General features: G+C 65.0%; 21 protein-coding genes. 7 read left to right on the top strand and 14 right to left on the bottom strand.

Annotation, left to right across the window (positions count from 1 at the left end):
* Positions 1 to 235: 235 nt before the first annotated feature.
* The 7 genes from gltA to H3H36_RS17115 all read right to left on the bottom strand — a co-directional run bounded on the left by gltA (position 236) and on the right by H3H36_RS17115 (position 6,338).
* Positions 236 to 1,540 carry a citrate synthase gene (gene gltA / locus H3H36_RS17145; protein WP_182219306.1) on the bottom strand — a complete coding sequence of 435 codons (1,305 nt, stop codon included), beginning with the start codon at positions 1,538 to 1,540 and terminating at the stop codon, positions 236 to 238.
* 104 nt (positions 1,541 to 1,644) lie between these two features.
* Positions 1,645 to 1,926, bottom strand: a complete 282-nt coding sequence (locus tag H3H36_RS17140) for an FAD assembly factor SdhE (RefSeq protein WP_182219305.1) — start codon at positions 1,924 to 1,926, stop codon at positions 1,645 to 1,647.
* A 78-nt stretch (positions 1,927 to 2,004) separates the two neighbouring features.
* Positions 2,005 to 2,715, bottom strand: coding sequence for a succinate dehydrogenase iron-sulfur subunit (locus tag H3H36_RS17135; RefSeq protein WP_182166963.1), 711 nt, complete (start codon positions 2,713 to 2,715; stop codon positions 2,005 to 2,007).
* 10 nt (positions 2,716 to 2,725) lie between these two features.
* Entirely contained in the window at positions 2,726 to 4,504 is a 1,779-nt protein-coding gene (sdhA, locus tag H3H36_RS17130; RefSeq protein WP_182219304.1) for a succinate dehydrogenase flavoprotein subunit, read from the bottom strand.
* 2 nt (positions 4,505 to 4,506) lie between these two features.
* Complete coding sequence (gene sdhD, locus H3H36_RS17125; RefSeq protein WP_182219303.1) at positions 4,507 to 4,872, bottom strand: succinate dehydrogenase, hydrophobic membrane anchor protein; 366 nt, start codon at positions 4,870 to 4,872, stop codon at positions 4,507 to 4,509.
* Positions 4,872 to 5,294 (bottom strand): succinate dehydrogenase, cytochrome b556 subunit, encoded by a 423-nt coding sequence (gene sdhC / locus H3H36_RS17120; protein ID WP_182219302.1) that lies wholly within the window; start codon positions 5,292 to 5,294, stop codon positions 4,872 to 4,874. The genes sdhD and sdhC overlap by 1 nt, the downstream gene beginning before the upstream one ends.
* Before the next feature lie 234 nt (positions 5,295 to 5,528).
* Positions 5,529 to 6,338 carry a GntR family transcriptional regulator gene (locus H3H36_RS17115; protein WP_182219301.1) on the bottom strand — a complete coding sequence of 270 codons (810 nt, stop codon included), beginning with the start codon at positions 6,336 to 6,338 and terminating at the stop codon, positions 5,529 to 5,531.
* A gap of 355 nt (positions 6,339 to 6,693) precedes the next feature.
* Between H3H36_RS17115 and H3H36_RS17110 the strand changes: the two genes are divergently transcribed.
* From H3H36_RS17110 to acnA, 4 genes are all read left to right on the top strand, one after another.
* Positions 6,694 to 7,683: a malate dehydrogenase gene (locus tag H3H36_RS17110; protein ID WP_182219300.1), complete on the top strand. Its 990-nt coding sequence runs from the start codon at positions 6,694 to 6,696 to the stop codon at positions 7,681 to 7,683.
* Positions 7,684 to 7,794: 111 nt separating this feature from the next.
* Positions 7,795 to 8,796 carry an HpcH/HpaI aldolase/citrate lyase family protein gene (locus tag H3H36_RS17105; protein ID WP_182219299.1) on the top strand — a complete coding sequence of 334 codons (1,002 nt, stop codon included), beginning with the start codon at positions 7,795 to 7,797 and terminating at the stop codon, positions 8,794 to 8,796.
* A 2-nt stretch (positions 8,797 to 8,798) separates the two neighbouring features.
* Positions 8,799 to 9,275, top strand: a complete 477-nt coding sequence (locus tag H3H36_RS17100; protein WP_182219298.1) for a hypothetical protein — start codon at positions 8,799 to 8,801, stop codon at positions 9,273 to 9,275.
* 95 nt (positions 9,276 to 9,370) lie between these two features.
* Positions 9,371 to 12,082 (top strand): aconitate hydratase AcnA, encoded by a 2,712-nt coding sequence (acnA, locus tag H3H36_RS17095; RefSeq protein ID WP_182219297.1) that lies wholly within the window; start codon positions 9,371 to 9,373, stop codon positions 12,080 to 12,082.
* A gap of 518 nt (positions 12,083 to 12,600) precedes the next feature.
* On the opposite strand, the gene H3H36_RS17090 is transcribed toward acnA, so the two are convergent.
* Complete coding sequence (locus H3H36_RS17090; protein WP_182219296.1) at positions 12,601 to 13,176, bottom strand: ferritin-like domain-containing protein; 576 nt, start codon at positions 13,174 to 13,176, stop codon at positions 12,601 to 12,603.
* Positions 13,177 to 13,225: 49 nt separating this feature from the next.
* Positions 13,226 to 13,927 (bottom strand): RNA polymerase sigma factor, encoded by a 702-nt coding sequence (locus H3H36_RS17085; protein ID WP_375539602.1) that lies wholly within the window; start codon positions 13,925 to 13,927, stop codon positions 13,226 to 13,228.
* Between the two features lie 178 nt (positions 13,928 to 14,105).
* Here H3H36_RS17085 and H3H36_RS17080 point away from each other — a divergent pair, with 178 nt between their 5' ends.
* The 3 genes from H3H36_RS17080 to H3H36_RS17070 all read left to right on the top strand — a co-directional run bounded on the left by H3H36_RS17080 (position 14,106) and on the right by H3H36_RS17070 (position 17,660).
* Positions 14,106 to 15,374: a DUF2863 family protein gene (locus tag H3H36_RS17080; RefSeq protein WP_182219295.1), complete on the top strand. Its 1,269-nt coding sequence runs from the start codon at positions 14,106 to 14,108 to the stop codon at positions 15,372 to 15,374.
* A 200-nt stretch (positions 15,375 to 15,574) separates the two neighbouring features.
* Positions 15,575 to 16,990, top strand: coding sequence for a sensor histidine kinase (locus H3H36_RS17075; protein ID WP_182219294.1), 1,416 nt, complete (start codon positions 15,575 to 15,577; stop codon positions 16,988 to 16,990).
* Between the two features lie 22 nt (positions 16,991 to 17,012).
* Positions 17,013 to 17,660 carry a response regulator gene (locus H3H36_RS17070; protein WP_182219293.1) on the top strand — a complete coding sequence of 216 codons (648 nt, stop codon included), beginning with the start codon at positions 17,013 to 17,015 and terminating at the stop codon, positions 17,658 to 17,660.
* Between the two features lie 2 nt (positions 17,661 to 17,662).
* Here the strand turns inward: H3H36_RS17070 and pqqD are convergent, their stop codons facing one another.
* From pqqD to H3H36_RS17045, 5 genes are all read right to left on the bottom strand, one after another.
* Positions 17,663 to 17,938: a pyrroloquinoline quinone biosynthesis peptide chaperone PqqD gene (pqqD, locus tag H3H36_RS17065; protein WP_182219292.1), complete on the bottom strand. Its 276-nt coding sequence runs from the start codon at positions 17,936 to 17,938 to the stop codon at positions 17,663 to 17,665.
* Between the two features lie 62 nt (positions 17,939 to 18,000).
* Positions 18,001 to 18,075 carry a pyrroloquinoline quinone precursor peptide PqqA gene (gene pqqA, locus H3H36_RS27735; RefSeq protein ID WP_182155479.1) on the bottom strand — a complete coding sequence of 25 codons (75 nt, stop codon included), beginning with the start codon at positions 18,073 to 18,075 and terminating at the stop codon, positions 18,001 to 18,003.
* A 107-nt stretch (positions 18,076 to 18,182) separates the two neighbouring features.
* The gene (locus tag H3H36_RS17055) at positions 18,183 to 18,947 is read right to left on the bottom strand and encodes a dihydroorotate dehydrogenase (RefSeq protein WP_182219291.1); all 765 of its coding nucleotides are present in this window, start codon (positions 18,945 to 18,947) and stop codon (positions 18,183 to 18,185) included.
* Positions 18,944 to 20,029 carry a 3-phosphoserine/phosphohydroxythreonine transaminase gene (serC, locus tag H3H36_RS17050; protein ID WP_182219290.1) on the bottom strand — a complete coding sequence of 362 codons (1,086 nt, stop codon included), beginning with the start codon at positions 20,027 to 20,029 and terminating at the stop codon, positions 18,944 to 18,946. Before serC ends, H3H36_RS17055 begins: the two co-directional genes overlap by 4 nt.
* On the bottom strand, positions 20,026 to 20,532 hold the full coding sequence (locus H3H36_RS17045) for a urate hydroxylase PuuD (protein ID WP_182219289.1): 507 nt from the start codon (positions 20,530 to 20,532) through the stop codon (positions 20,026 to 20,028). Before H3H36_RS17045 ends, serC begins: the two co-directional genes overlap by 4 nt.
* Positions 20,533 to 20,611: the final 79 nt, after the last annotated feature.

Genomic DNA, 20,611 nt, shown 5'->3' with positions numbered 1-20,611 from the left:
TTTATGCTCCACGCTTCCTTCCCACAGTCAGTTACCCTTCCGCAGTTGCGCTTCACTTCGCTCACTGTGGTCAGCTCGCGGCGGGACTTGCACCCACAGGAGTGCGCCCATGCTGGGCGCACCAATGCAAAACGCCCGGTGCATGGCACCGGGCGTTTCGTGTCCTGCGATGTGGGGGCGGCTAGCGCCACTCCCCGGCTATCCCAGGCTGGTCAGTCACGGGTGACTGCTGCGATCAGGCGCGCTTGTCGATAGGCAGCACTTCGCGCGTGGTCGAGCCGACGAACAGCTGACGTGGGCGGCCGATCTTCTGCTCGGGATCGGAGATCATTTCGTTCCACTGGGCGATCCAGCCGATGGTACGGGCCATGGCGAAGATACCGGTGAACAGCGACACAGGGATGCCCAGCGCCGACTGCACGATGCCCGAGTAGAAGTCGACGTTCGGGTACAGCTTGCGCGACACGAAGTATTCGTCGTTCAGGGCGATCTTTTCCAGCTCCATGGCCAGCTTGAACAGCGGGTCGTCGTGCAGGCCCAGTTCGTTCAGCACTTCGTGGCAGGTTTCGCGCATCAGCTTGGCGCGCGGGTCGAAGTTCTTGTACACGCGGTGACCGAAGCCCATCAGCTTCACGCCCGAGTTCTTGTCCTTGACCTTGGCGATGAACTCAGGGATCTTGTCGACCGTGCCGATTTCCTTGAGCATGTTCAGGGCCGCTTCGTTGGCGCCGCCGTGGGCAGGGCCCCACAGGCAGGCGATACCGGCAGCGATACAGGCGAACGGGTTGGCGCCCGACGAACCGGACAGACGAACCGTCGAGGTCGAAGCGTTCTGCTCGTGGTCGGCGTGCAGGATCAGGATACGGTCCAGCGCGCGCACCAGCACGTCGTTGACCTTGTATTCTTCGCATGGGTTGCCGAACATCATGCGCATGAAGTTGGCGCTGTACGACAGGTCGTTGCGTGGGTACACGAACGGCTGGCCGATCGAGTACTTGTACGACATGGCGACCAGGGTCGGCATCTTGGCGATCAGGCGGATGGCCGACACTTCGCGGTGGTGCGGGTCGTTGATGTCGAGCGAGTCGTGGTAGAACGAGGCCAGCGCGCCGACCGTACCCACCAGCACCGACATCGGGTGCGCGTCGCGGCGAAAGCCGCGGAAGAAGAATTGCATCTGCTCGTGCACCATGGTGTGCTTGGAGACGGTGTCCACGAACTTCTTCTTCTGCTCGGCGTTAGGCAGTTCGCCGTTCAGCAGCAGGTAGCACGATTCCATGAAGTCGGCGTTCACGGCCAGCTGTTCGATCGGGTAGCCGCGATACAGCAGCTCGCCCTTGTCGCCGTCGATGTAGGTGATCGACGAGTTGCAGGCGGCGGTCGACATGAAGCCTGGGTCGTAGGTGAACTTGCCGGTGCCGGCGTACAGCTTGCGGATGTCGATCACGTCCGGGCCAACGGTGCCCTTGTAGATGGGGAAGTCGATCGACGGGCTGCCGTCGGAGAACGATAGGGTAGCTTTGTTTTCAGAGGTGTTCATGGACTCTTCCTTCTTGGAGAGATGAGGCAAGTAAAAAAAAGGCGTTAATTCTGGACATGCAGGCCGGCGGGCGCCGCGTCGTGCGCGGCGTGACCGCCCAACCGTCAAGCTTGGCGCAGACGCTGCAGCAGTGCGTGCACGTGCGGCAAATCGACGTCGCCATCCGGCTCTTTTCGAGCCAGCACCAGATCCATCAGGGCATTGTCCGACAAATCGAGGAGCCGCGTGAATGCGTCCACTTCCTCGTCGGTCAATTCGGTTTCATGCGCATCGAGAAAACGGGTCAGGATAATGTCGTTTTCCAGCAGGCCGCGGCGGGCGCGCCAGCGCAAGCGCGCGCGGTTGGCCGGGTCGGACTGATGCGCAGCGGGTTTCGATACTGTCATGTTGATTTCGCACCTTGCAGCGAGTACTACAGCGGGCGGCGGCCGGCGCCGCCCGCGAAGGGACCTGCTTGACCGCGCTTAGATGGCGCGGCGTACCATCAATTCCTTGATCTTGCCGATCGCCTTGTTCGGGTTCAGACCCTTGGGGCAAACGTCGACGCAGTTCATGATCGAGTGGCAGCGGAACAGGCGATACGGATCTTCCAGGTTGTCCAGGCGCGCGCCGGTGGCTTCGTCGCGCGAGTCGGCGATGAAGCGGTAGGCTTGCAGCAGGCCGGCCGGACCGACGAACTTGTCCGGATTCCACCAGAACGACGGGCACGAGGTCGAGCAGCAAGCGCACAGGATGCACTCGTACAGGCCGTCGAGTTCCTCGCGCTGGGCGGGCGACTGCAGGCGCTCTTTCTCGGGCGGGATCGAGTCGTTGATCAGGAACGGCTTGATCGAGTCGTACTGCTTGAAGAACTGGGTCATGTCCACGATCAGGTCGCGGATCACGGGCAGGCCAGGCAGCGGACGCAGCACGATAGGCTCGGTCAGCTCGTTCAGGTTGGTGGTGCAGGCCAGGCCGTTCTTGCCGTTGATGTTCATGGCGTCCGAACCGCACACGCCTTCACGGCAGGAGCGGCGCAGGGCCAGCGAATCGTCCACGTCCGACTTGATGCGCTGCAGCGCGTCGAGCAGCATCTTGTCGGTGTCCTTCAGCTCGACGGTCAGGTCTTGCATGTAAGGCTTGCTATCCTTGTCCGGATCGTAGCGGTAAATCTTGAATTTGAGAGTGCGTGCCATGTTCTGACCCTTAGAAAGTACGTGGTTTCGGTTTGAAGGTGTCGACCGTCAGCGGCTTGGTGACGACCGGCTTGTATTCAAGACGGTTGCCTTCCGAGAACCACAGGGTGTGTTTCATCCAGTTGTCGTCGTCGCGGTTAGGGAAATCGCTGTGGGCGTGGGCGCCGCGCGATTCCTTGCGGGCTACGGCCGACGTGATGGTGGCCTTGGCCGTTTCGATCAGGTTGTCCAGTTCCAGCGCTTCCACGCGGGCCGTGTTGAAGACCTTGGACTTGTCCTTGAACGAGACGTGCTTGCGGCGCTCGTCGAGCTTCATGATTTCCGTGTAACCCTGCTTGAGCAGTTCGTCGGTACGGAACACGCCGCAGTATTTCTGCATCGTGGCGCGGATGTCGTTGGCGACACCCTGCACTTTTTCCGAACCGGTCGACGTTTCCAGCTTGTTCAGGCGGTTCATGGCGAAGTCGGCGGCATCCTTCGGCAGCGGCTTGTTTTCCTTCTGCTTCAGGTTGGACGCGACCACGTGGTTGCCGGCCGCGCGGCCGAACACCACCAGGTCCAGCAGCGAGTTGGTGCCCAGGCGGTTGGCGCCGTGCACCGACACGCAGGCGCATTCGCCGATCGCGTACAGGCCGTTGACCACTTTCTGGGTGCCGTCGCCGGCCGGGGTGACCACCTGGCCGTGGATGTTGGTCGGAATACCGCCCATCTGGTAGTGGATGGTCGGCACGACAGGGATCGGTTCCTTGGTGGCGTCCACGTTGGCGAACTTGTGGCCGATTTCCAGGATCGATGGCAGACGCTTTTGAATCGTGTCGGCGCCGATGTGGCGCAGGTCCAGCATCACGTGATCCTTGTTCGGACCGCAGCCGCGGCCTTCCTTGATCTCCTGGTCCATCGAACGGGACACGAAGTCGCGTGGCGCCAGGTCTTTCAGGGTCGGCGCGTAGCGTTCCATGAAGCGCTCGCCTTCCGAGTTGATCAGGATGCCGCCTTCGCCGCGCACACCTTCGGTGATCAGGACGCCCGCGCCGGCCACGCCGGTCGGGTGGAACTGCCAGAATTCCATGTCCTGCAGCGGCAGGCCGGCGCGTGCCGCCATGCCCATGCCGTCGCCGGTGTTGATGAAAGCGTTGGTGGAAGCGGCGAAGATACGGCCGGCGCCGCCGGTGGCGAAGATGGTAGTCTTCGCTTCCAGGATCATGCATTCGCCGGTTTCCATTTCCAGCGCGACCACGCCGACCACGTCGCCTTCGGCGTCGCGGATCAGGTCCAGCGCCATCCATTCAACGAAGAAGTGGGTGCGGGCGCGCACGTTGCGCTGGTACAGGGTGTGCAGCAGGGCGTGGCCGGTACGGTCAGCCGCGGCGCAGGCGCGCTGCACGGCTTTTTCGCCGAAGTTGGCGGTGTGGCCGCCGAACGGACGCTGGTAGATGGTGCCGTCGGGGTTACGGTCGAACGGCATGCCGAAGTGTTCCAGCTCATACACGACCTTCGGTGCTTCGCGGCACATGAATTCGATCGCGTCCTGGTCGCCCAGATAGTCGCCGCCCTTGACGGTGTCGAACATGTGCCAGAACCAGTTGTCCTCGGCCATGTTGCCCAGCGAGGCGCCGATGCCGCCCTGCGCCGCCACCGTGTGCGAGCGGGTCGGGAACACTTTCGACAGCACCGCCACGTTCAGGCCGGCTTCAGCCAGCTGCAGGGATGCACGCATGCCGGAGCCGCCGGCGCCGACGATTACCGCGTCAAAGCGGCGGGTTGGGATTGCAGATTTGATAGCTGCCACGATTAAACACTCCAGAGAATTTGCACTGCGTAGAACGCGCACGCGATCAGCCAAAAGATGGTGGCAATTTGCAGGGTCAGGCGCAGACCGACGGGCTTGACGTAGTCCATCCAGATGTCACGCACGCCTACCCAGGCGTGATAGAACAGGCCGAACAGGGTCACGGCGCTGAACAGCTTGAACCATTGTTGGGCGAACAGGCCAGCCCAGCCTTCGTAGCTGAAGTTGCTGCCGGTCAGGAAGGACACCAGCAGGGTGACGGTGTAGATCACCATCAGGATGCCGGTCATGCGTTGCGCCAGCCAGTCTTTCAGACCGTAGTGGGCGCCCACGACGAGGCGCTTGGGGCCGATATTATTGTTTGCCATCAGAATACTCCGAACAATTTGAGGGCGACCAGGGCGGTCAGGGACAGGCTCACGGCCAGCACGGTGGCAGCCGACTGGCGGGCCGACAGCTTGTCCAGGCCGAAGTGCAGGTCCATGAACAGGTGGCGCACGCCGGCGCAGAAGTGGTGCATATAGCCCCAGACCAGGGCCAGGATGATCAGCTTCACGAGCGGTTGCGAGGCGATGCCTTGCAGGTAGGCGAACGTCATTTCCGACGTCAGGCTTTGCTGCAGCAGGTAGAGCACGAAAGGCAGCAGGGCGAACATCATGAAGCCGCTGATGCGGTGCAGGATGGAGACGATGCTGGCTAAAGGCATACGGTAGTTGGACAATTCCGTAACGTGAATATTACGAAATTCGGGCCGTTCCTTTTTAGGCGCTTCCCTGACGGCTTCTGACATAACAAACCTCCCTTTGATCTTAGACAAAATGTTGCGAGACTGCGATTTTCGCTTATTTCGCAGCTACCACCAATATCTATTCCTACATATAACAAAAATAGTGTTTTACAACACTGTCGGTCGGCCACCTTTGGTAGCTCGTCGTATTATCAGTCCGGCAACACGCGGGGTTACCGGTGCGGCTGGCTGGTTAGGCGCCGCGAACGGCGCCCCTGTCTCACAATCTGTCGGCGCTCAGTTCAGCTCATTCTGGTAGTGGTGGTGCGCGGTCAGGTACAAGCCGCGGCGCAGTTCCACCGGTTTATCGCCATAGGTGAACGACACCCGCTCGGCGCATAGCAGCGGCGTGCCTTCCGCGATGCCCAGCAGCTCGGCGGCGGCGCCGTCGGCACACACGGCGCGGATCTTCTCGGCCGCGCGGATCATGCGCGTGCCGAACTCGGATTCGAACAGGCCGTACATCGGCCCCTTGTACTCCATCAGGCGCTCGGCCGTCAGGCCCTTGAAGGTTTGACCGGGCAGCCACAATTCCTCGACGATCGTGGGCACGCCGTCAAAAGATTGCACGCGCTTGATAAAGATCAAGGCGTCGCCCGTCTTCATGTCCAGCAGCCGGGCCACGTCGGCCGGGGCGCGGATACGCTTGACTTCGATGATCTTGCTTTCGGGATAGTGCGGCACGCCCTCGTCGGGCATCAGGCGCAGGAAGCGGAAATGGGCGCGCGCTTCGTGGTGGGTGGACACGAACGTGCCCTTGCCCTGGCGCCGCATGACGAGGTTCTCGGCGGCCAGCTCGTCGATGGCCTTGCGCACCGTGCCCTGGCTGACCTTGAAACGGTTGGCCAGTTCCACCTCGCTGGGGATCAGTTCACCGGGCTTCCACTCGCCCGACTGCAGGCTTTGCGTGATCAGGGCCTTGATTTGCTGGTACAGTGGCGAAAACGTGGGCGAACTGCCCGTTGCCGGCGCCGGGCTCGCGGCCGTGCCGGCCGTCCCGCTGGCGGCTGTGCTGTTCTGGTTTTGGTTGGGCGGGACGGGATTCATAGACCGCGATTTCACCACAAAACCCCCTCCCCGTCCAGCAAAAACCTGTCTAGTTATGTGTCTTATATAAGACATAAGATAGGATTGACAGATGCCGGGGACGCGCCTACACTCGCCTGGCTAGCGTTTTCAGGACCTGTGGCGACGCCCCCATCGACCCGCCCCAGGCATCCCGAAAAGCAACGCCCGAACGCCGCCGGGGACAGCTATCAGTCGCCGGGCACAGCAGCAACACCGGCCCGTGCAGCATAGCCCGTGTATGCGCTGGTTTTGGTATCATTACCGTTTTCCCCGCCGGTGCGAGCTGGCCACCAGCTTAGACAGAACGTTTTCATTCCCAACTTGGAGATTCATCATGGCTAAAACCCCAATGCGTGTTGCAGTGACCGGCGCCGCCGGCCAGATCGGCTACGCCCTGCTGTTCCGCATCGCCAACGGCGACATGCTCGGCAAGGATCAACCAGTGATCCTGCAACTGCTGGAAATCAATGACGAGAAAGCCCAGAAAGCGCTGAAAGGCGTCATGATGGAAATCGACGACTGCGCGTTCCCGCTGCTGACCGAGATGACCGCCCACTCCGACCCGATGACCGCCTTCAAGGACGCCGACGTGGCCGTGCTGGTTGGCGCCCGTCCCCGCGGCCCAGGCATGGAGCGCAAGGACCTGCTGGAAGCGAACGCCCAGATCTTCACGGTGCAGGGCAAGGCGCTGGACGCCGTCGCTTCGCGCAACGTGAAAGTGCTGGTGGTGGGCAACCCTGCCAACACCAACGCCTACATCGCCATGAAATCGGCTCCTTCGCTGCCAGCGAAGAACTTCACCGCCATGCTGCGCCTGGACCACAACCGCGCCCTGTCGCAAGTGGCCGCCAAGACCGGCACCGCCGTCAAGGACATCGAAAAGCTGTGCGTGTGGGGCAACCACTCGCCGACCATGTACGCCGACTACCGTTTCGCTACCGTGAACGGCAAATCGGTCAAGGACATGATCAACGACCAGGAATGGAACGCCAACACCTTCCTGCCGACCGTGGGCAAGCGCGGCGCCGCCATCATCGAAGCGCGCGGCCTGTCGTCGGCTGCCTCGGCCGCCAACGCCGCCATCGACCACATCCACGACTGGGTACTGGGCACGGCCGGCAAGTGGACCACCATGGGCGTTCCTTCGGATGGTTCGTACGGCATCCCTGAAGGCACCGTGTTCGGCTTCCCTGTCACCACCGAAAACGGCGAATACAAGATCGTTCAAGGTCTGGAAATCGATGCCTTCTCGCAAGAGCGCATCAACCTGACCCTGAAGGAACTGACCGAAGAGCGCGAAGGCGTCAAGCACCTGCTGCCGTAATACCCTCCCGTGGACCCGGTTGAACTACCGATCCGCCGCACCCGCCGCGCCGCCCCGAGCGACGCGGCGGGTTTGCATTTCAACTCCCCTGTTTCTACTTCCACTACCCGCATGCATCCATCCGAGGTTTTATTCCAGGGCAATCGTCAGCCGCTGTTGCTGCCCGTGTGCGACCATTACGCCGGCGCCGAAAAGCTGATGCGCAAGTCGATTGCTTTGCAACAAGAGCTTGGCCCCGTGTTCGACATCACCCTCGATTGCGAGGACGGCGCCAGCGCCGGCAACGAGGAGGCCCACGCGCGCCTGGTGGCCGAGTTGCTCTTGTCGGACGAGAACAAGTTCAACCGCATCGGTGCCCGCGTGCACGACGTGGCCAGCCCCCATTTCGAACGCGACGTGGCCATCATCTGCGCCGCCGCGCCCAAGCTGGCCTATTTGGTCTTGCCCAAGGTCAACAGCGCGCGCGAGACCAAGGACGCCATCGCCCTCGTCAACCGCCACGCCAAAGCGGCCGGCCGCGAGGACTTGCCGATCCACGTGCTGATCGAAACCCATGGCGCGCTGCACGAGGTGCACGCCATCGCCGCCCTGCCCCAGGTCGAATGCCTGTCGTTCGGCATCATGGACTTCGTGTCGGCCCACTACGGCGCCGTGCCCGGCAACGCCATGCGCACGCCTGGCCAGTTCGCGCACCCGCTGGTGGTGCGCGCCAAGCTGGAAATCGCGGCCGCCTGCCACGCGCACGGCAAGGTGCCGTCGCATAACGTGACGACGGAAATCAAGGACACGGCCGTGGTGGCCAACGACGCCCAGCGCGCGGCGGCCGAACTCGGCTACACGCGCATGTGGAGCATCCACCCGAGCCAGATCAAGCCCGTGATCAAGGCCTTCACGCCGCGCGTGTCGGAAGTGCACGAGGCAGCAACCATCCTGCACGAGGCGGCCCAGGTGCAATGGGGCCCGATCTCGTTGAACGGACGCTTGCACGACCGCGCCAGCTACCGATATTATTGGACCGTTTTACAACGGGCCAAACTGGCCGGGCTCACGCTGCCCGAATCAGTGGCCGCCATGATCAACAACGGTCCCAGCGACCCCACCAAGGAGGCATGAACATGTCCATCTCTAAACTTTTCCTGGCATGCAGCCTCGCGCTCGCTTCCCTGACCCTGGCCACCAGCGCCCAGGCGGAAGTGAAAAAACCCGCCAAACACAAGGTCCACACGGCCGCCACCGCCGCCGCACCCACATCGGGCGATCCGGACGCCGACGAGCCATCCGTGACGGGCGCCACCGTGGTCGATTTCGATTGCGAACTGGGCAACAAGATCACGCTGTACAAGAATGACGCGGACGACAGCCATATCGCGCTGCGCTGGAAAAAGCGCCTGATGCGCCTGACCCGCGTGGGCACCACCACGGGCGCCCAGCGCTTCGAGAACAAGCTGCTGGGCCTGGTGTGGATCGGTATCCCCGCCAAGAGCATGCTGCTGGACTCCAAGGGCGGCCACCAGCTGGCCAACGAATGCCGCAACGCGGAACAGAACAAGGCCGTCAGCCTGGCCGCGCCGGCCGCCGACGCCAAGCTGTAATCCACACCGTTTTTAGCACTGGCGGCGCCGGCCCTGGCGCCGCGCCGTACTGTTTTTCCTGCGATCAATAATAAACGACCCCCGAAGGAGAACCCATGTCCCGCAACACTCTGAACACGCTGAAGGATTTCACCATTTCGGCCGGCAAGAAAGGCAAGTTCTACTCGCTGCCGGCCCTGGAAAAGAGCCTGGGCACCAACATTTCCCGCCTGCCGGTCTCGATCCGCGTGGTGCTGGAATCGGTGCTGCGCAACTGCGACGGCAAGAAAGTGACGGAGGAACACGTCAAGCAGCTGGCCAACTGGGGCGCCACCGCCGAGCGTACCGATGAAATCCCGTTCGTCGTGGCCCGCGTGGTGTTGCAGGACTTCACCGGCGTGCCGTTGCTGGCCGACCTGGCCGCCATGCGCAACGTGGCCAGCAAGATGGGGATCAACGCCAAGAAGATCGAGCCGCTGGTGCCGGTGGACCTGGTGGTGGACCACTCGGTCACCATCGACCACTTCCGCGAAAAGGGCGCGCTGGACCTGAACATGAAGCTGGAATTCTCGCGCAACAACGAGCGCTACCAGTTCATGAAGTGGGGCATGCAGGCGTTCGACACCTTCGGCGTGGTGCCACCGGGCTTCGGCATCGTGCACCAGGTCAACCTCGAATACCTGGCCCGCGGCGTGCACAAGGACAATGAGGGCGTGTACTACCCGGACACCCTGGTCGGCACCGACTCGCACACCACCATGATCAACGGCATCGGCGTGGTCGGCTGGGGCGTGGGCGGCATCGAAGCGGAAGCGGGCATGCTGGGCCAGCCCGTGTACTTCCTGACCCCGGACGTGATCGGCGTGAACCTGACGGGCGCGCTGCGCGAAGGCTGCACCGCCACCGACCTGGTGCTGACCATTACCGAACTGCTGCGCAAAGAGAAGGTCGTCGGCAAGTTCGTCGAATTCTTCGGCGAAGGCACGGAAACGCTGTCGCTGACCGACCGCGCCACCATCGCCAACATGGCCCCTGAATATGGCGCCACCATGGGCTTCTTCCCCGTCGACGACGCCACCATCGAATACTTCGAAGGCACCGGCCGCACCAAGGAAGAAATCGCCGCCTTTGCCGGCTACTTCAAGGCCCAGGGCCTGTACGGCGTGCCCAAGGCCGGCGAGATCGACTACACCCGCGTGGTGGAACTGAACCTGGGCAGCGTGACGCCGTCGCTGGCCGGTCCCAAGCGCCCGCAGGACCGTATCGAAATCGGCAACGTCAAGAACAACTTCATCGAGCTGTTCTCCAAGCCCACCTCCGAGAACGGCTTCAACAAGAAGGCCGCCGACCTGGGCCAGACCTACACCACCAGCACTGGCGTGAACGTCAAGAATGGCGACGTGCTGATCGCCGCCATCACCTCGTGCACCAACACCTCCAATCCGAGCGTGCTGCTGGGCGCCGGCCTGCTGGCCAAGAAGGCCGTGGAAGCGGGCCTGACGGTGGCGCCGCACATCAAGACCTCGCTGGCCCCCGGCTCGCGCGTGGTGACGGAATACCTGACGGCCGCCGGCCTGCTGCCCTACCTGGAGCAACTGGGCTTTGGCGTGGCGGCCTACGGCTGCACCACCTGCATCGGCAACGCCGGTGACCTGACGCCGGAGCTGAACGCCACCATCACCGCCAACGACATCGTCGCCTCGGCCGTGCTGTCGGGCAACCGCAACTTCGAAGCGCGCATCCACCCGAACATCCGCTCCAACTTCCTGGCCTCGCCACCGCTGGTGGTGGCCTACGCCATCGCCGGCAACATGACGGTGGACCTGATGACCGAACCCGTGGGCAAGGGCAAGGATGGCAACGACGTCTACCTGGGCGACATCTGGCCAACTTCGGCCGAGATCGCCAAGCTGATGAAGTTCGCCATGAACTCGGCAGTGTTCAAGGCCAACTACGCCGACGTCAAGGGCAATCCGGGCAAGCTGTGGGAAAACGTGGCCACCACCGAAGGCCAGGTGTACAACTGGCCGTCCTCGACCTACATCGCCGAGCCGCCGTTCTTCGAAGGCTTCGAGATGACGCCGAAGGCGGCCGCCACCGGCATCACGGGCGCGCGCGCGCTGGGCGTGTTCGGCGACTCGATCACCACCGACCACATCTCGCCAGCCGGCTCGATCAAGGAAGACGGCCCGGCCGGTAAATGGCTGCTGGCCAACGGCGTGACCAAGGCCGACTTCAACTCCTACGGCTCGCGCCGCGGCAACCACGAGATCATGATGCGCGGCACCTTCGCCAACGTGCGCATCAAGAACAAGATGATCCCGCCGAAAGCGGACGGTTCGGCCGTGGAAGGCGGCATCACGATCCACCAGCCGTCCGGCGAGCAGATGTCGATCTACGACGCGGCCATGAAGTACGTGGCCGAAGGCACGCCGACCATGGTGTTCGGCGGCGAAGAGTACGGCACCGGCTCGTCGCGCGACTGGGCCGCCAAGGGCACCCAGCTGCTGGGCGTGAAGGCCGTGATCACCCGCTCGTTCGAGCGCATCCACCGCTCCAACCTGGTGGGCATGGGTGTGCTGCCGCTGCAATTCCTGGGCAACGACAGCGTGGAATCGCTGGGCATCACGGGCAACGAAACCTTCGACCTGAAGGGCCTGGAAGGCGAGATCAAGCCGCAACAGCAAGCCACGCTGGTGATCCACCGCGCCGACGGCTCGACCCGCGAAGTGCAGCTGCTGCTGCGCATCGACACCCCGATCGAAGTGGACTACTACAAGCACGGCGGCATCCTGCCCTTCGTGCTGCGCCAGCTGCTGGTTGCTTAAACAGCGTTCACCGCCAGGCAAAAACGCCGGATTCGTCCGGCGTTTTTTTGTTGGGGAACAGTGCCAACCATCGCATATTACGTGTACCGTCCGCGACGCAGGGGGCTGCCCTCTTGGACGCAATGCAGGGGACTGCCCCGACGGACGCAATGCAGGGGACCGACCCCACGGACGCAATGCAGGGGACTGACCCCACGGACGGCGGCCAGGACCATGGCCAGTGGCGTGTCGAGGGTCTGTCCCCGGTGCATCTCGACTGCAGGCTGGGGGACAGACCCTGCGGTTATGCTGCCCGGTCTGGGTGTGACGCAGCGGCGCTGGGGTCAGTCCCTTGCAGACGACGCCGTATAGCAGGGGACCGCCCCTTGCAGACGACGCCGGATAGCAGGGAACTGCCCCTCGCGGACGACGCCGTCTAGCAGGGAACTGCCGCTCGCGGACGACGCCGGAGACTCAGCGATAGCGGCGCTCCAGTATTGGGCGCAACGTCCACTACGCAGTGGACTGCCCGCCGCCATTCACCCCATAAAGGCGGCCGGCACCGGCTCCTCGCCCAGCGCGTTGCGCAGCACGGCCCAGTGCATCGCTTCGTCGCCGAGGATGCTGGCGGCGGCCTTGGCCAGCTCGCGGTCGCGGAACAGCGGCACCGCGCCCAGGTAGGCGCTCACGGCGCCCTTCTCCAGCCCGGCCGCGAAACGCAGCACGTCCGTTTGCGTCTTCAGCGCGTCAACCGGGAAGTCGTACTTGGCCTTCGCTTGCACCGGCTTGCCACCGAGCTTGGCGATGGTGGACGACAGGATGCCGGCGTGGGCCTTGTGGTGGCCCTGGAACGTGACGGCCAGGTCCAGCGTGGGCTTGAGCAGCAGGCCGCTGTCGGCCCCCAGCTGGTAGGCGGCCACCGCCTCCAGTTCCGCGCCCAGCGCCGTGTTGAGGATCTCAATATCGGACGGGGTGGCGGCCCCCTTGGCCGCCAGCGCGTCGCGCCCGGCCAGCAGGGCCACGGCGGCGCCGGACAACAGCAGGCCGGACTGGCCCAGGAACAGGCGCCGGGGCTGGGCCAGCGCGGCGCCATCAGGTTTGATCAGAAAAGACATGGTGATTCTCCTTGGTGTAAGTACTACGTGAATTCGCTCCGGGCGCCGTTCACAGGCGCGCCAGCACCCCGGCCACGATGCGGTCACAGCGCGCGCCGTCGAAGCCGAACGCATCCTCCAGCGCCACGTCGACCCGCTGCGCCAGCGCCGCGCGCAACAAGCTGCGGGCGCGGAAGTAGCGGCTGCGCACGGTCGCTTCGGGAATATCGAGGCAGGCCGCCACTTCCTCGCCGCTCATCTCCTCCACCGCGCGCAGCATGAACACGGTGCGGAACGCTTCCGGCAACTGGTCGATTGATTGCTCCAGCAACTGGCGCATCTGGGTCCGCAAGGCGGCGTCTTCTGGCGTGGCGTGGGCGCCGTTACGCATGTCCTGTTCCTCCCCTGGTTCGGCGCTGCCATCCAACTGGATCACGGCGGCACGCCGGCGTCCGCGCCGGGCCTGCGCCAGCGCTGCATTGACAACGATGCGCGTGAGCCAGGTGCCCAGCTTCGCCTCGGCGCGGTACTGGCCGATGGCGGCTAAGGCCAGCAGGTAGGCATCCTGCAACGCATCCTCGGCCTCGGCATCGTCGCGCAGGATGCTGCGGGCGGCGCGGTACAGGCTGCGGTTATAGCGCCGCATGAGCAGCGTGAAGGCGTCGCGCTCGCCGGCGGCCACGCGCCGCGCCAGCTCGGCGTCGGGCAGGTCGGGCAAGGCTGGTATCGGGTTGGGCTGCATGATGGAACTTTCTGTCAGCGGGGTGGTCATGCCGCATTAGATGCACGCGAACGGCGCGGCGTTCCCGGCGTTCCGCAAAAAATGCGCTGGCCGGCTACGATTGCTCGATTATCGAGCGAATCCACTACAATACGGGGGATAAGGGTTATCATCTGTTTGACTGATAACTGAACCGCTTTTTTTCACTACATGAGAGCTTTATAGCGCTATGCGTCGTCCATCAAAAGATTCATCCCATAAATTGTCTGCCGAGAGCCAACGCCTCGTCGCCTATGCCCAAGCCGTGGGGCAGGCGGCCAGCCGTATCGAAGAGCGGGCCTGGGAACACAGCCTCGATGCGCAGCTCCAGAAACTCCTCAAGACCGGCCACCAGGACACCATCGACACCACGCTGGGCAACCTGTTCAAGCAAGACTTGAATGCCTACGACGTGCTGATGGATGGCGTGGAAGCGGTCAGCGAGTCCGCCACCATCACGCAGGACGTGGAAGGCGTGCCGCACCAGTACGACGTGCTGCTGGTGGCCGCCCCCATCCTGGCCTGGACCCGCTTCGCCATCGCCTCCGGTCCCATCCCCGCCGACATTTTGGGCACGCTGTCGACCCACTTCTCGGCCCACCTGCTGGCCGACGGCACGCAGATGGCCATGTCGCCCACGCTGTACTCGATCGACCAGTTGCCGCGCACCCACGTGGAAACTTACGGCAAGACGCTCAAGCTGGGCCAGGCCGCGCTCAAGGGTGCCACGCTGAAGGCCGAAACCAAGATTCCGGAAACGGCGCCCTTCCTGGCCGACACCCGCTACCTGCTGGTGGCCGTGGTGGCGCCGGCCGGTTCGCCGCTGTTCCGCTGGCAGATGCCGGCGCACCAGGCCAACTTCAGCGCCGAGCGCTCGGCCGCGCTGGAACAATGGCGCACCCAAGCCATGCCGACCGTGGCCCGCCTGATGCCCGGCTGCGGCATCGACCTGCTGCTGCCCGAAGCGTATTACATGGCCTGCCGCGAGGCCGACAAGCTGATCCGCCCGGTATCGATCCGCGCCGCCGTGCACTACCTGACCAACACCCTGTCGGTGGAGCCGTCCGAACTGCGCGCCGTGATCGCCGGCTTCGGCGAGGAATCGTCCGACGGCCAGATCGATGAATACCGCATCGCCTTCACCCAGCGCCAGAGCACGGACGTGATCTACGGCGTGGTGTGGCCGCTGTATGGCCAGGAAGACGAGGAAGGCACGCCGCCCGAAGGTCCGGGCCAGGGCGGCGCCGACGGCCCGCTGGGCAAGCCGGTCACGCCGGTGGACGAGATCGTGCGCTGCCTGAACGAGGCCGGCGTCACCGTGGTGAAGAAGCACAACGAGCGCTACGTGGTCGAGTTCTGCGACGACTGCGGCGCGCCCCTGTTCGCCGACCCCACGGGCGAACTGGCCCACGCGGAAATGCCGGAAGACGCGCCCACGGGCACCGAGCACTTCCACTGACCGGCGCCCAGCAAGCGCAACGCAAGCTGGCCAGCCCGCGCACGCGCGCGGGCTGGTCGTGTTCCGCCACCCGGACGATGCTCCGGGACGGAACACGGCGGCAACGAAGTGCTGGTACGAATCGGCACACATCCCTTCCCTCCCCCGCCTGAGATCAACGGTACATTTCTTGCATCCTCCTCCACTGGAAGGAGGCTGCGATGGGCAACACAACAGCGGGAACGGCGAGCAGAGCGGCACGATTGGGGCCGCTGAGCCTGCGCACCCGTATCAGCCTGCTGCTGACGGCCGTGGCGGCCTGCCTGACGCTGGCGCTGGGCGCACAGTGGCTGCAAGCGACGCGCGCCAGCATCGACGAGGAAATCACGGCCGGCACCCGCGTCTGCGAGCAATGGCTGACCGTCCTCGCCGGTGCGCCGGAGGCCGGGCCGGACGCGGCCTCCGACCAGCAGTTGCTGGCCCGGGTGCGCTCCGCCGGGCGCGTCCGGGCCAACGCCCTGAGCGCGTTCGACGCCACCGGCCAGCTGCTGTACGTGTCGCCAGCGCCGCTTTACAAAGCCGGACGCGATGCGCCTGCCTGGTTCGCGCGCCTGATCGACCCGCATGTGCAGCCGCGCCGCATCGTGGCCGGCGGACTGACCCTGATCCTCACGCCCGATCCCTCGCGCGCCAGCGTGGACGCGTGGGACAGCGCACAAACCATGGCCCTGTGGGCCGGCGCCCTGCTGGCGCTATTGTTCCTGGCGACCCGCCACCTGCTCGACCGCGCCCTCGCGCCGCTGGAGCAGATCCGCGGCGCACTCGAACGCACGGGACGCGGCCGGCACGACCTGCGCCTGCCTGTCTACGCGGCGCGCGAACTGAACCTGCTGGCGCATGCCTACAACGGCATGGCCGACCGCCTCGATCAAGCCGTGAACGACAACGTGCGCCTGTACAGCGAATGCGAACTGGCGCAGCTGATGCAAGCCAGCGTCGAACGCGAGCGCAGCGGCATCGCCCGCGAACTGCACGACGAACTGGCGCAAGGCATCACCGCCGTGCGCGCGCTGGCTGGCGCCATCGTCCAGCGCACGGCCGGCCAGGCGGCGCTGCACGGCCACGCGCAAAGCATCATCGCCGTCACCAACGACATCCAGCAAGGCATACGCCACATCCTGCAGCAACTGCGCCCGGCATGCGGCGACACCAAAAACCTGAACCTGGCCATCCAGCGCCACCTGTCGTTATGGCAGCAGCACTACCCGCAACTGGCGCTGCAGGTGGACTTATGCGCCGATGCCGCACCAGTGGACGACGCGGTGGCACTGGCGCTGCTGCGCATCCTGCAGGAAGGCTTGACCAACGTGGCGCGCCACGCGGGTGCGGCCCAGTTGCGGGTGGCGCTGGTGCTGTGCCGCCGGCACGACGGCGACTGGCTGGAATTGTCGCTGACCGACGATGGGCGCGGCCTGCCGACCAGCGCCAGCCAGCCGCACGGATTCGGATTGCAAGGCATGCGCGAACGCGCGCTCGCACTCAAGGGCGAGCTGTCCATCACGAGCCAGCCCGGACAAGGCGTACGCCTGTGCGTGCGGCTGCCGGTCCAGGGCGTCCGGCTCGACGAGATGCGCTGAACCTCACTTCAGGATGACATCGATGAATACGGTATTGAACAATATGACGGTGCTGCTGGCCGACGACCACGCCATCGTGCGCAAGGGCTTCCGGCTGCTGCTGGAAGGCGCGGGCACGGCCCGCGTGCTGGAGGCCGATTGCGGCGAGACGGCGCTGACCCTGTTCGAGCAGGCGGCGCCGGACGTGCTGGTGATGGACATTTCGATGCCCGGCATGGGCGGCCTGGCGGCGCTGGCGCGCCTGCTGGCGCACCGGCCCGGCGCGCGGGTGCTGATGCTGTCGGCCTATCACGAAAGCATCGTGCCGATGCGCGCGCTCAAGGCCGGCGCGCTGGGCTACCTGAGCAAGCGCTGCCAGCCCGACGAACTGGTACGGGCCGTGCGCCAGGTGGGCCAGGGGCGGCGCTACATCGATCCGGAACTGGCGCAGGCCGTGGCGCTGGCCAACCTGTCCGGCGACGCCGATCCCGCCAGCACCCTGACGGAGAAGGAAATGCAGGTGTTTATGCAACTGGCCCAGGGCCGCTCAGTGAACGCGGTGGCGCAGGACTTCCACCTCAGCCCCAGCACGGTGGGCACCCACCTGTATCACATCAAGCAAAAGCTCAATATCAGCAACGGGGCCGAGATGACGATGGTGGCGCTGCGCAGTGGTTTGCTGGACGTGTGAGCTCAGACCCGCAACCAGCCCTTGTCGCACGCCACATCGAGAAAGGCCAGCGTGCCGCGCTGCACCTCGTCCGGCGTGCCGGGAAACGCCTCCATCAGCTCGGCCACGATGGCCGCCACGTCGCGCCGCCCGTCGCAGCGCTGCATGATTTCGCTGGCCGAGCCATTGAGCTTGACCAGTCCTTCGGGATACAGCAGCAGCCAGGCGGCCTGGCTTTCCTCCCAACGGAACACATAGTGCGGCGCGAGCCGGGGAATGACGTGATCGGACAGGGACATGATGCGCTCGCAAAGAAAATGGTGAAGAAAAGGAAGCGGCACGCGGCCGCTTCCCGTTACGCTCAGCGCGTGTAGACGTAAGCCGTCACTTCAAAGCCGAGACGGATTTCGCAGTAGGCGGGGGTTTCCCAATTCATTGTGACTCTCCTCGATGGATGGCCAGCGACATGCTGCACCTGTGATCAGTATCGCGTCGTCCGCGCCGGCGCGCCAACGGCGGCCAGCCAGTTACGCCTCGCGATTATCATGAGTTCGAAGACGCTGCGGCCAGTCCTGCCCGCAGCGGCGCGATGCACGCGGCCCCGTGCTCGACGAAGGCGCGATGGACCTGGATGCCGCCGGCGCCGGCGCGCAATGCTGCCCGTACATCCTGCGCGCTGCGCATGCCGCCTACGGCGATCACCATGGCGCCGCCGCCGACGCCCGTGGCCCAGCCCCGCAGCCAGTCCAGCCGGGCGGCGTGTTCGGGCAGCACAGTGACCAGGGCATCGAAACCGGATTCCAGCGCCGCGCGTGCCGGGGCGCAGGGCCGTGGCCCGTCCAGCGGCAATTTGAGCACGAAGCCAACGTGGCGGCCGCCGCGCGCCGTCAGCCGGGCGCGTTCGGCGGCCACGGTCGCCAGCGCGCCCGCGATCAAACCGTGGTACTCGGGGCGCAGCAAGGGACGATAGGCGGCGGCACTCAGGTTGAAGCACAAATAGTCGGCCACCGGCCAGGCGGCGCGCATCCCGGCCAGCCATTGCGCCCCCAGCGCCTCGGGCGCCATGCCCGCATTCATGCCCAGGCCAATGCCGATGCGGGCCCGGCCCGGCAGCCCCACCACGGACTTCAGCCGTTGCACCAGCGCCGCCACGCCGGGTTGGCCACCTTCGCCGGGCAGCGGCGCGGCGGTGCCGAATTCGACCCCGGCAAAGCCGCAAGCCAGCAGCGATGCGGCGCGGCTGCCATCGCGGTCAACACCGCCCGCCAGTCCAGGACGTTCGCGCAGCGCGCGCAGCCAATCGTTCATCCGTAACTCCTCGTGAAATCGGCCATGCAGGCGATCAGCGCGCGCACGCCCTCCTCCGGCATGGCGTTGTACAAGCTGGCGCGCAGGCCGCCAAACGCGCTGTGGCCGCGCAAATGGTGCAGCCCGCGTCGCGCGGAATATTCAATGAAAGGCGCGGTCAGCGCGGAATTGGCCAGTTCAAAACGCACGTTGACGGGTGAACGGTGGACAGGGGCCGCGGGCGCGCGGAAGAAGCCGCCGCTGGCGTCGATCGCGTCATACAGCAAGGCGGCCTTGCGCTGGCCGCGCGTGTGCATTTCGGCCAGCCCGCCCTGCTGCGCGATCCAGTCGAACATCATGCCCGCCAGCGCGATGGCGATGGTGGGCGGCGTGTTGGCGCGGCTCTCCTGCGCGGCCTGCGCACGGTAATCACAGCTGGACGGCACCAGCGGTGCCGGGCGCCGCAACAAGTCGTCGCGCACGATCACCACCGTCATGCCGGCGATACCCAGGTTCTTCTGCGCCGCCGCGTACAACAGGCCAAAACGCGCCACCTCCAGCGGCGCTGTCAACAGGCAGGAAGTCACGTCGGCCACCAGCGGCACGTCGCCGCAGTCGGGCAACGCCGGGTAAGCAATGCCGTCGGCAGTCTCGTTGGGCGTGATGTGGCAATAGGCGCAATCGTCGGGCAAGCGCCAGGCGGACAGCGGCGGCGCCGCCAGTGGCCGCTCGCCTTCGTAGCGGGCGGCGACGGTGACGGCCGCGTAGCGGCCCGCCTCACGGATCGCCCGCTGCGACCAATGGCCGGAGTCGGCGTAGGCGACGTGCGCCGCATTGCCCAGCAGGTTAAGCGGCACCATGGAAAACTGCTGCGTCGCACCGCCAGCCAGGAACAGGATGTGATAGTTGTCCGGCACCGCCAGCAAGTCCCTCAGGCGCGCACGCGCGCGTGCCAGCGTGGCGCCGAATGCCTCGCCGGTGAAGGGCTGCTCGAACGCGGTGCTGCCGTCGTCCCCGTGCGCGAACAACTCCTTGCGTGCCCGTTCGAGCACGGCGGCCGGCAAACCGGATGGGCCGGCCGCGAAGTTGTAGCTGGTGTTCATGCGAGCGGCAAGCCGCCGTGCGCGCCCGCCGCCATGAAGAACAGCAGCGGCACCGAGAGCATGGTGTTGGTGCGCGATGACAGATGGGTGATGCGCGAGCAACGCAAGCGTTCCTCGACGGGCGCCGGCACCAGTCCCAGTACCTTTTTCTGATGGGGCCACAGCACGAACCAGACGTTCAGCATCATCAGCGTACCGATGTACATGCCGATGCCGATCGGCGCCTGGCCGCCCTGCAGGTGCAAGGCGGCGGGCAGCGCGCCGCGCTGCCACAACATCAGCAGTCCCGCGCTCCAGGTCACCACCGAGGCCCAGCGAAATATGCCGTGTTCCCGATTGAGCATGGACTGGAAACGCGCGCTGGTGTCGCCGATCAGGTCGGAGGCCTGCAGCGGAATGTAGCTCGGGCGCTGCACCACGCTCGAATAATTGTGCCCCACCCATACCACACCGGCCAGGAAGTGTGCCCAGCGCAGGACGAGGGCGAAAGTCGCGGCATCCATGCCGGCCTCACTGCGCGCCGTAGCGCAGCAGCGCCACCAGCACGACGGTCAGCAGTGCCCCGCACAACAGGGTGCTCAA

Source organism: Rugamonas fusca, assembly GCF_014042365.1.
GTDB lineage: Bacteria > Pseudomonadota > Gammaproteobacteria > Burkholderiales > Burkholderiaceae_D > Rugamonas > Rugamonas fusca.
The sequence above is the reverse complement of the archived record's forward strand: the minus strand, read 5'-3'. Positions and strand labels throughout refer to the sequence as shown.

Coding starts and splice junctions, on each gene's coding strand:
- gltA (WP_182219306.1), bottom strand. CDS start 1,540: ATGAACACCTCTGAAAACAAAGCTACCCTATCGTTCTCCGACGGCAGC.
- H3H36_RS17140 (WP_182219305.1), bottom strand. CDS start 1,926: ATGACAGTATCGAAACCCGCTGCGCATCAGTCCGACCCGGCCAACCGC.
- H3H36_RS17135 (WP_182166963.1), bottom strand. CDS start 2,715: ATGGCACGCACTCTCAAATTCAAGATTTACCGCTACGATCCGGACAAG.
- sdhD (WP_182219303.1), bottom strand. CDS start 4,872: ATGGCAAACAATAATATCGGCCCCAAGCGCCTCGTCGTGGGCGCCCAC.
- sdhC (WP_182219302.1), bottom strand. CDS start 5,294: ATGTCAGAAGCCGTCAGGGAAGCGCCTAAAAAGGAACGGCCCGAATTT.
- H3H36_RS17115 (WP_182219301.1), bottom strand. CDS start 6,338: ATGAATCCCGTCCCGCCCAACCAAAACCAGAACAGCACAGCCGCCAGC.
- H3H36_RS17110 (WP_182219300.1), top strand. CDS start 6,694: ATGGCTAAAACCCCAATGCGTGTTGCAGTGACCGGCGCCGCCGGCCAG.
- H3H36_RS17105 (WP_182219299.1), top strand. CDS start 7,795: ATGCATCCATCCGAGGTTTTATTCCAGGGCAATCGTCAGCCGCTGTTG.
- H3H36_RS17100 (WP_182219298.1), top strand. CDS start 8,799: ATGTCCATCTCTAAACTTTTCCTGGCATGCAGCCTCGCGCTCGCTTCC.
- acnA (WP_182219297.1), top strand. CDS start 9,371: ATGTCCCGCAACACTCTGAACACGCTGAAGGATTTCACCATTTCGGCC.
- H3H36_RS17090 (WP_182219296.1), bottom strand. CDS start 13,176: ATGTCTTTTCTGATCAAACCTGATGGCGCCGCGCTGGCCCAGCCCCGG.
- H3H36_RS17085 (WP_375539602.1), bottom strand. CDS start 13,927: ATGACCACCCCGCTGACAGAAAGTTCCATCATGCAGCCCAACCCGATA.
- H3H36_RS17080 (WP_182219295.1), top strand. CDS start 14,106: ATGCGTCGTCCATCAAAAGATTCATCCCATAAATTGTCTGCCGAGAGC.
- H3H36_RS17075 (WP_182219294.1), top strand. CDS start 15,575: ATGGGCAACACAACAGCGGGAACGGCGAGCAGAGCGGCACGATTGGGG.
- H3H36_RS17070 (WP_182219293.1), top strand. CDS start 17,013: ATGAATACGGTATTGAACAATATGACGGTGCTGCTGGCCGACGACCAC.
- pqqD (WP_182219292.1), bottom strand. CDS start 17,938: ATGTCCCTGTCCGATCACGTCATTCCCCGGCTCGCGCCGCACTATGTG.
- H3H36_RS17055 (WP_182219291.1), bottom strand. CDS start 18,947: ATGAACGATTGGCTGCGCGCGCTGCGCGAACGTCCTGGACTGGCGGGC.
- serC (WP_182219290.1), bottom strand. CDS start 20,029: ATGAACACCAGCTACAACTTCGCGGCCGGCCCATCCGGTTTGCCGGCC.
- H3H36_RS17045 (WP_182219289.1), bottom strand. CDS start 20,532: ATGGATGCCGCGACTTTCGCCCTCGTCCTGCGCTGGGCACACTTCCTG.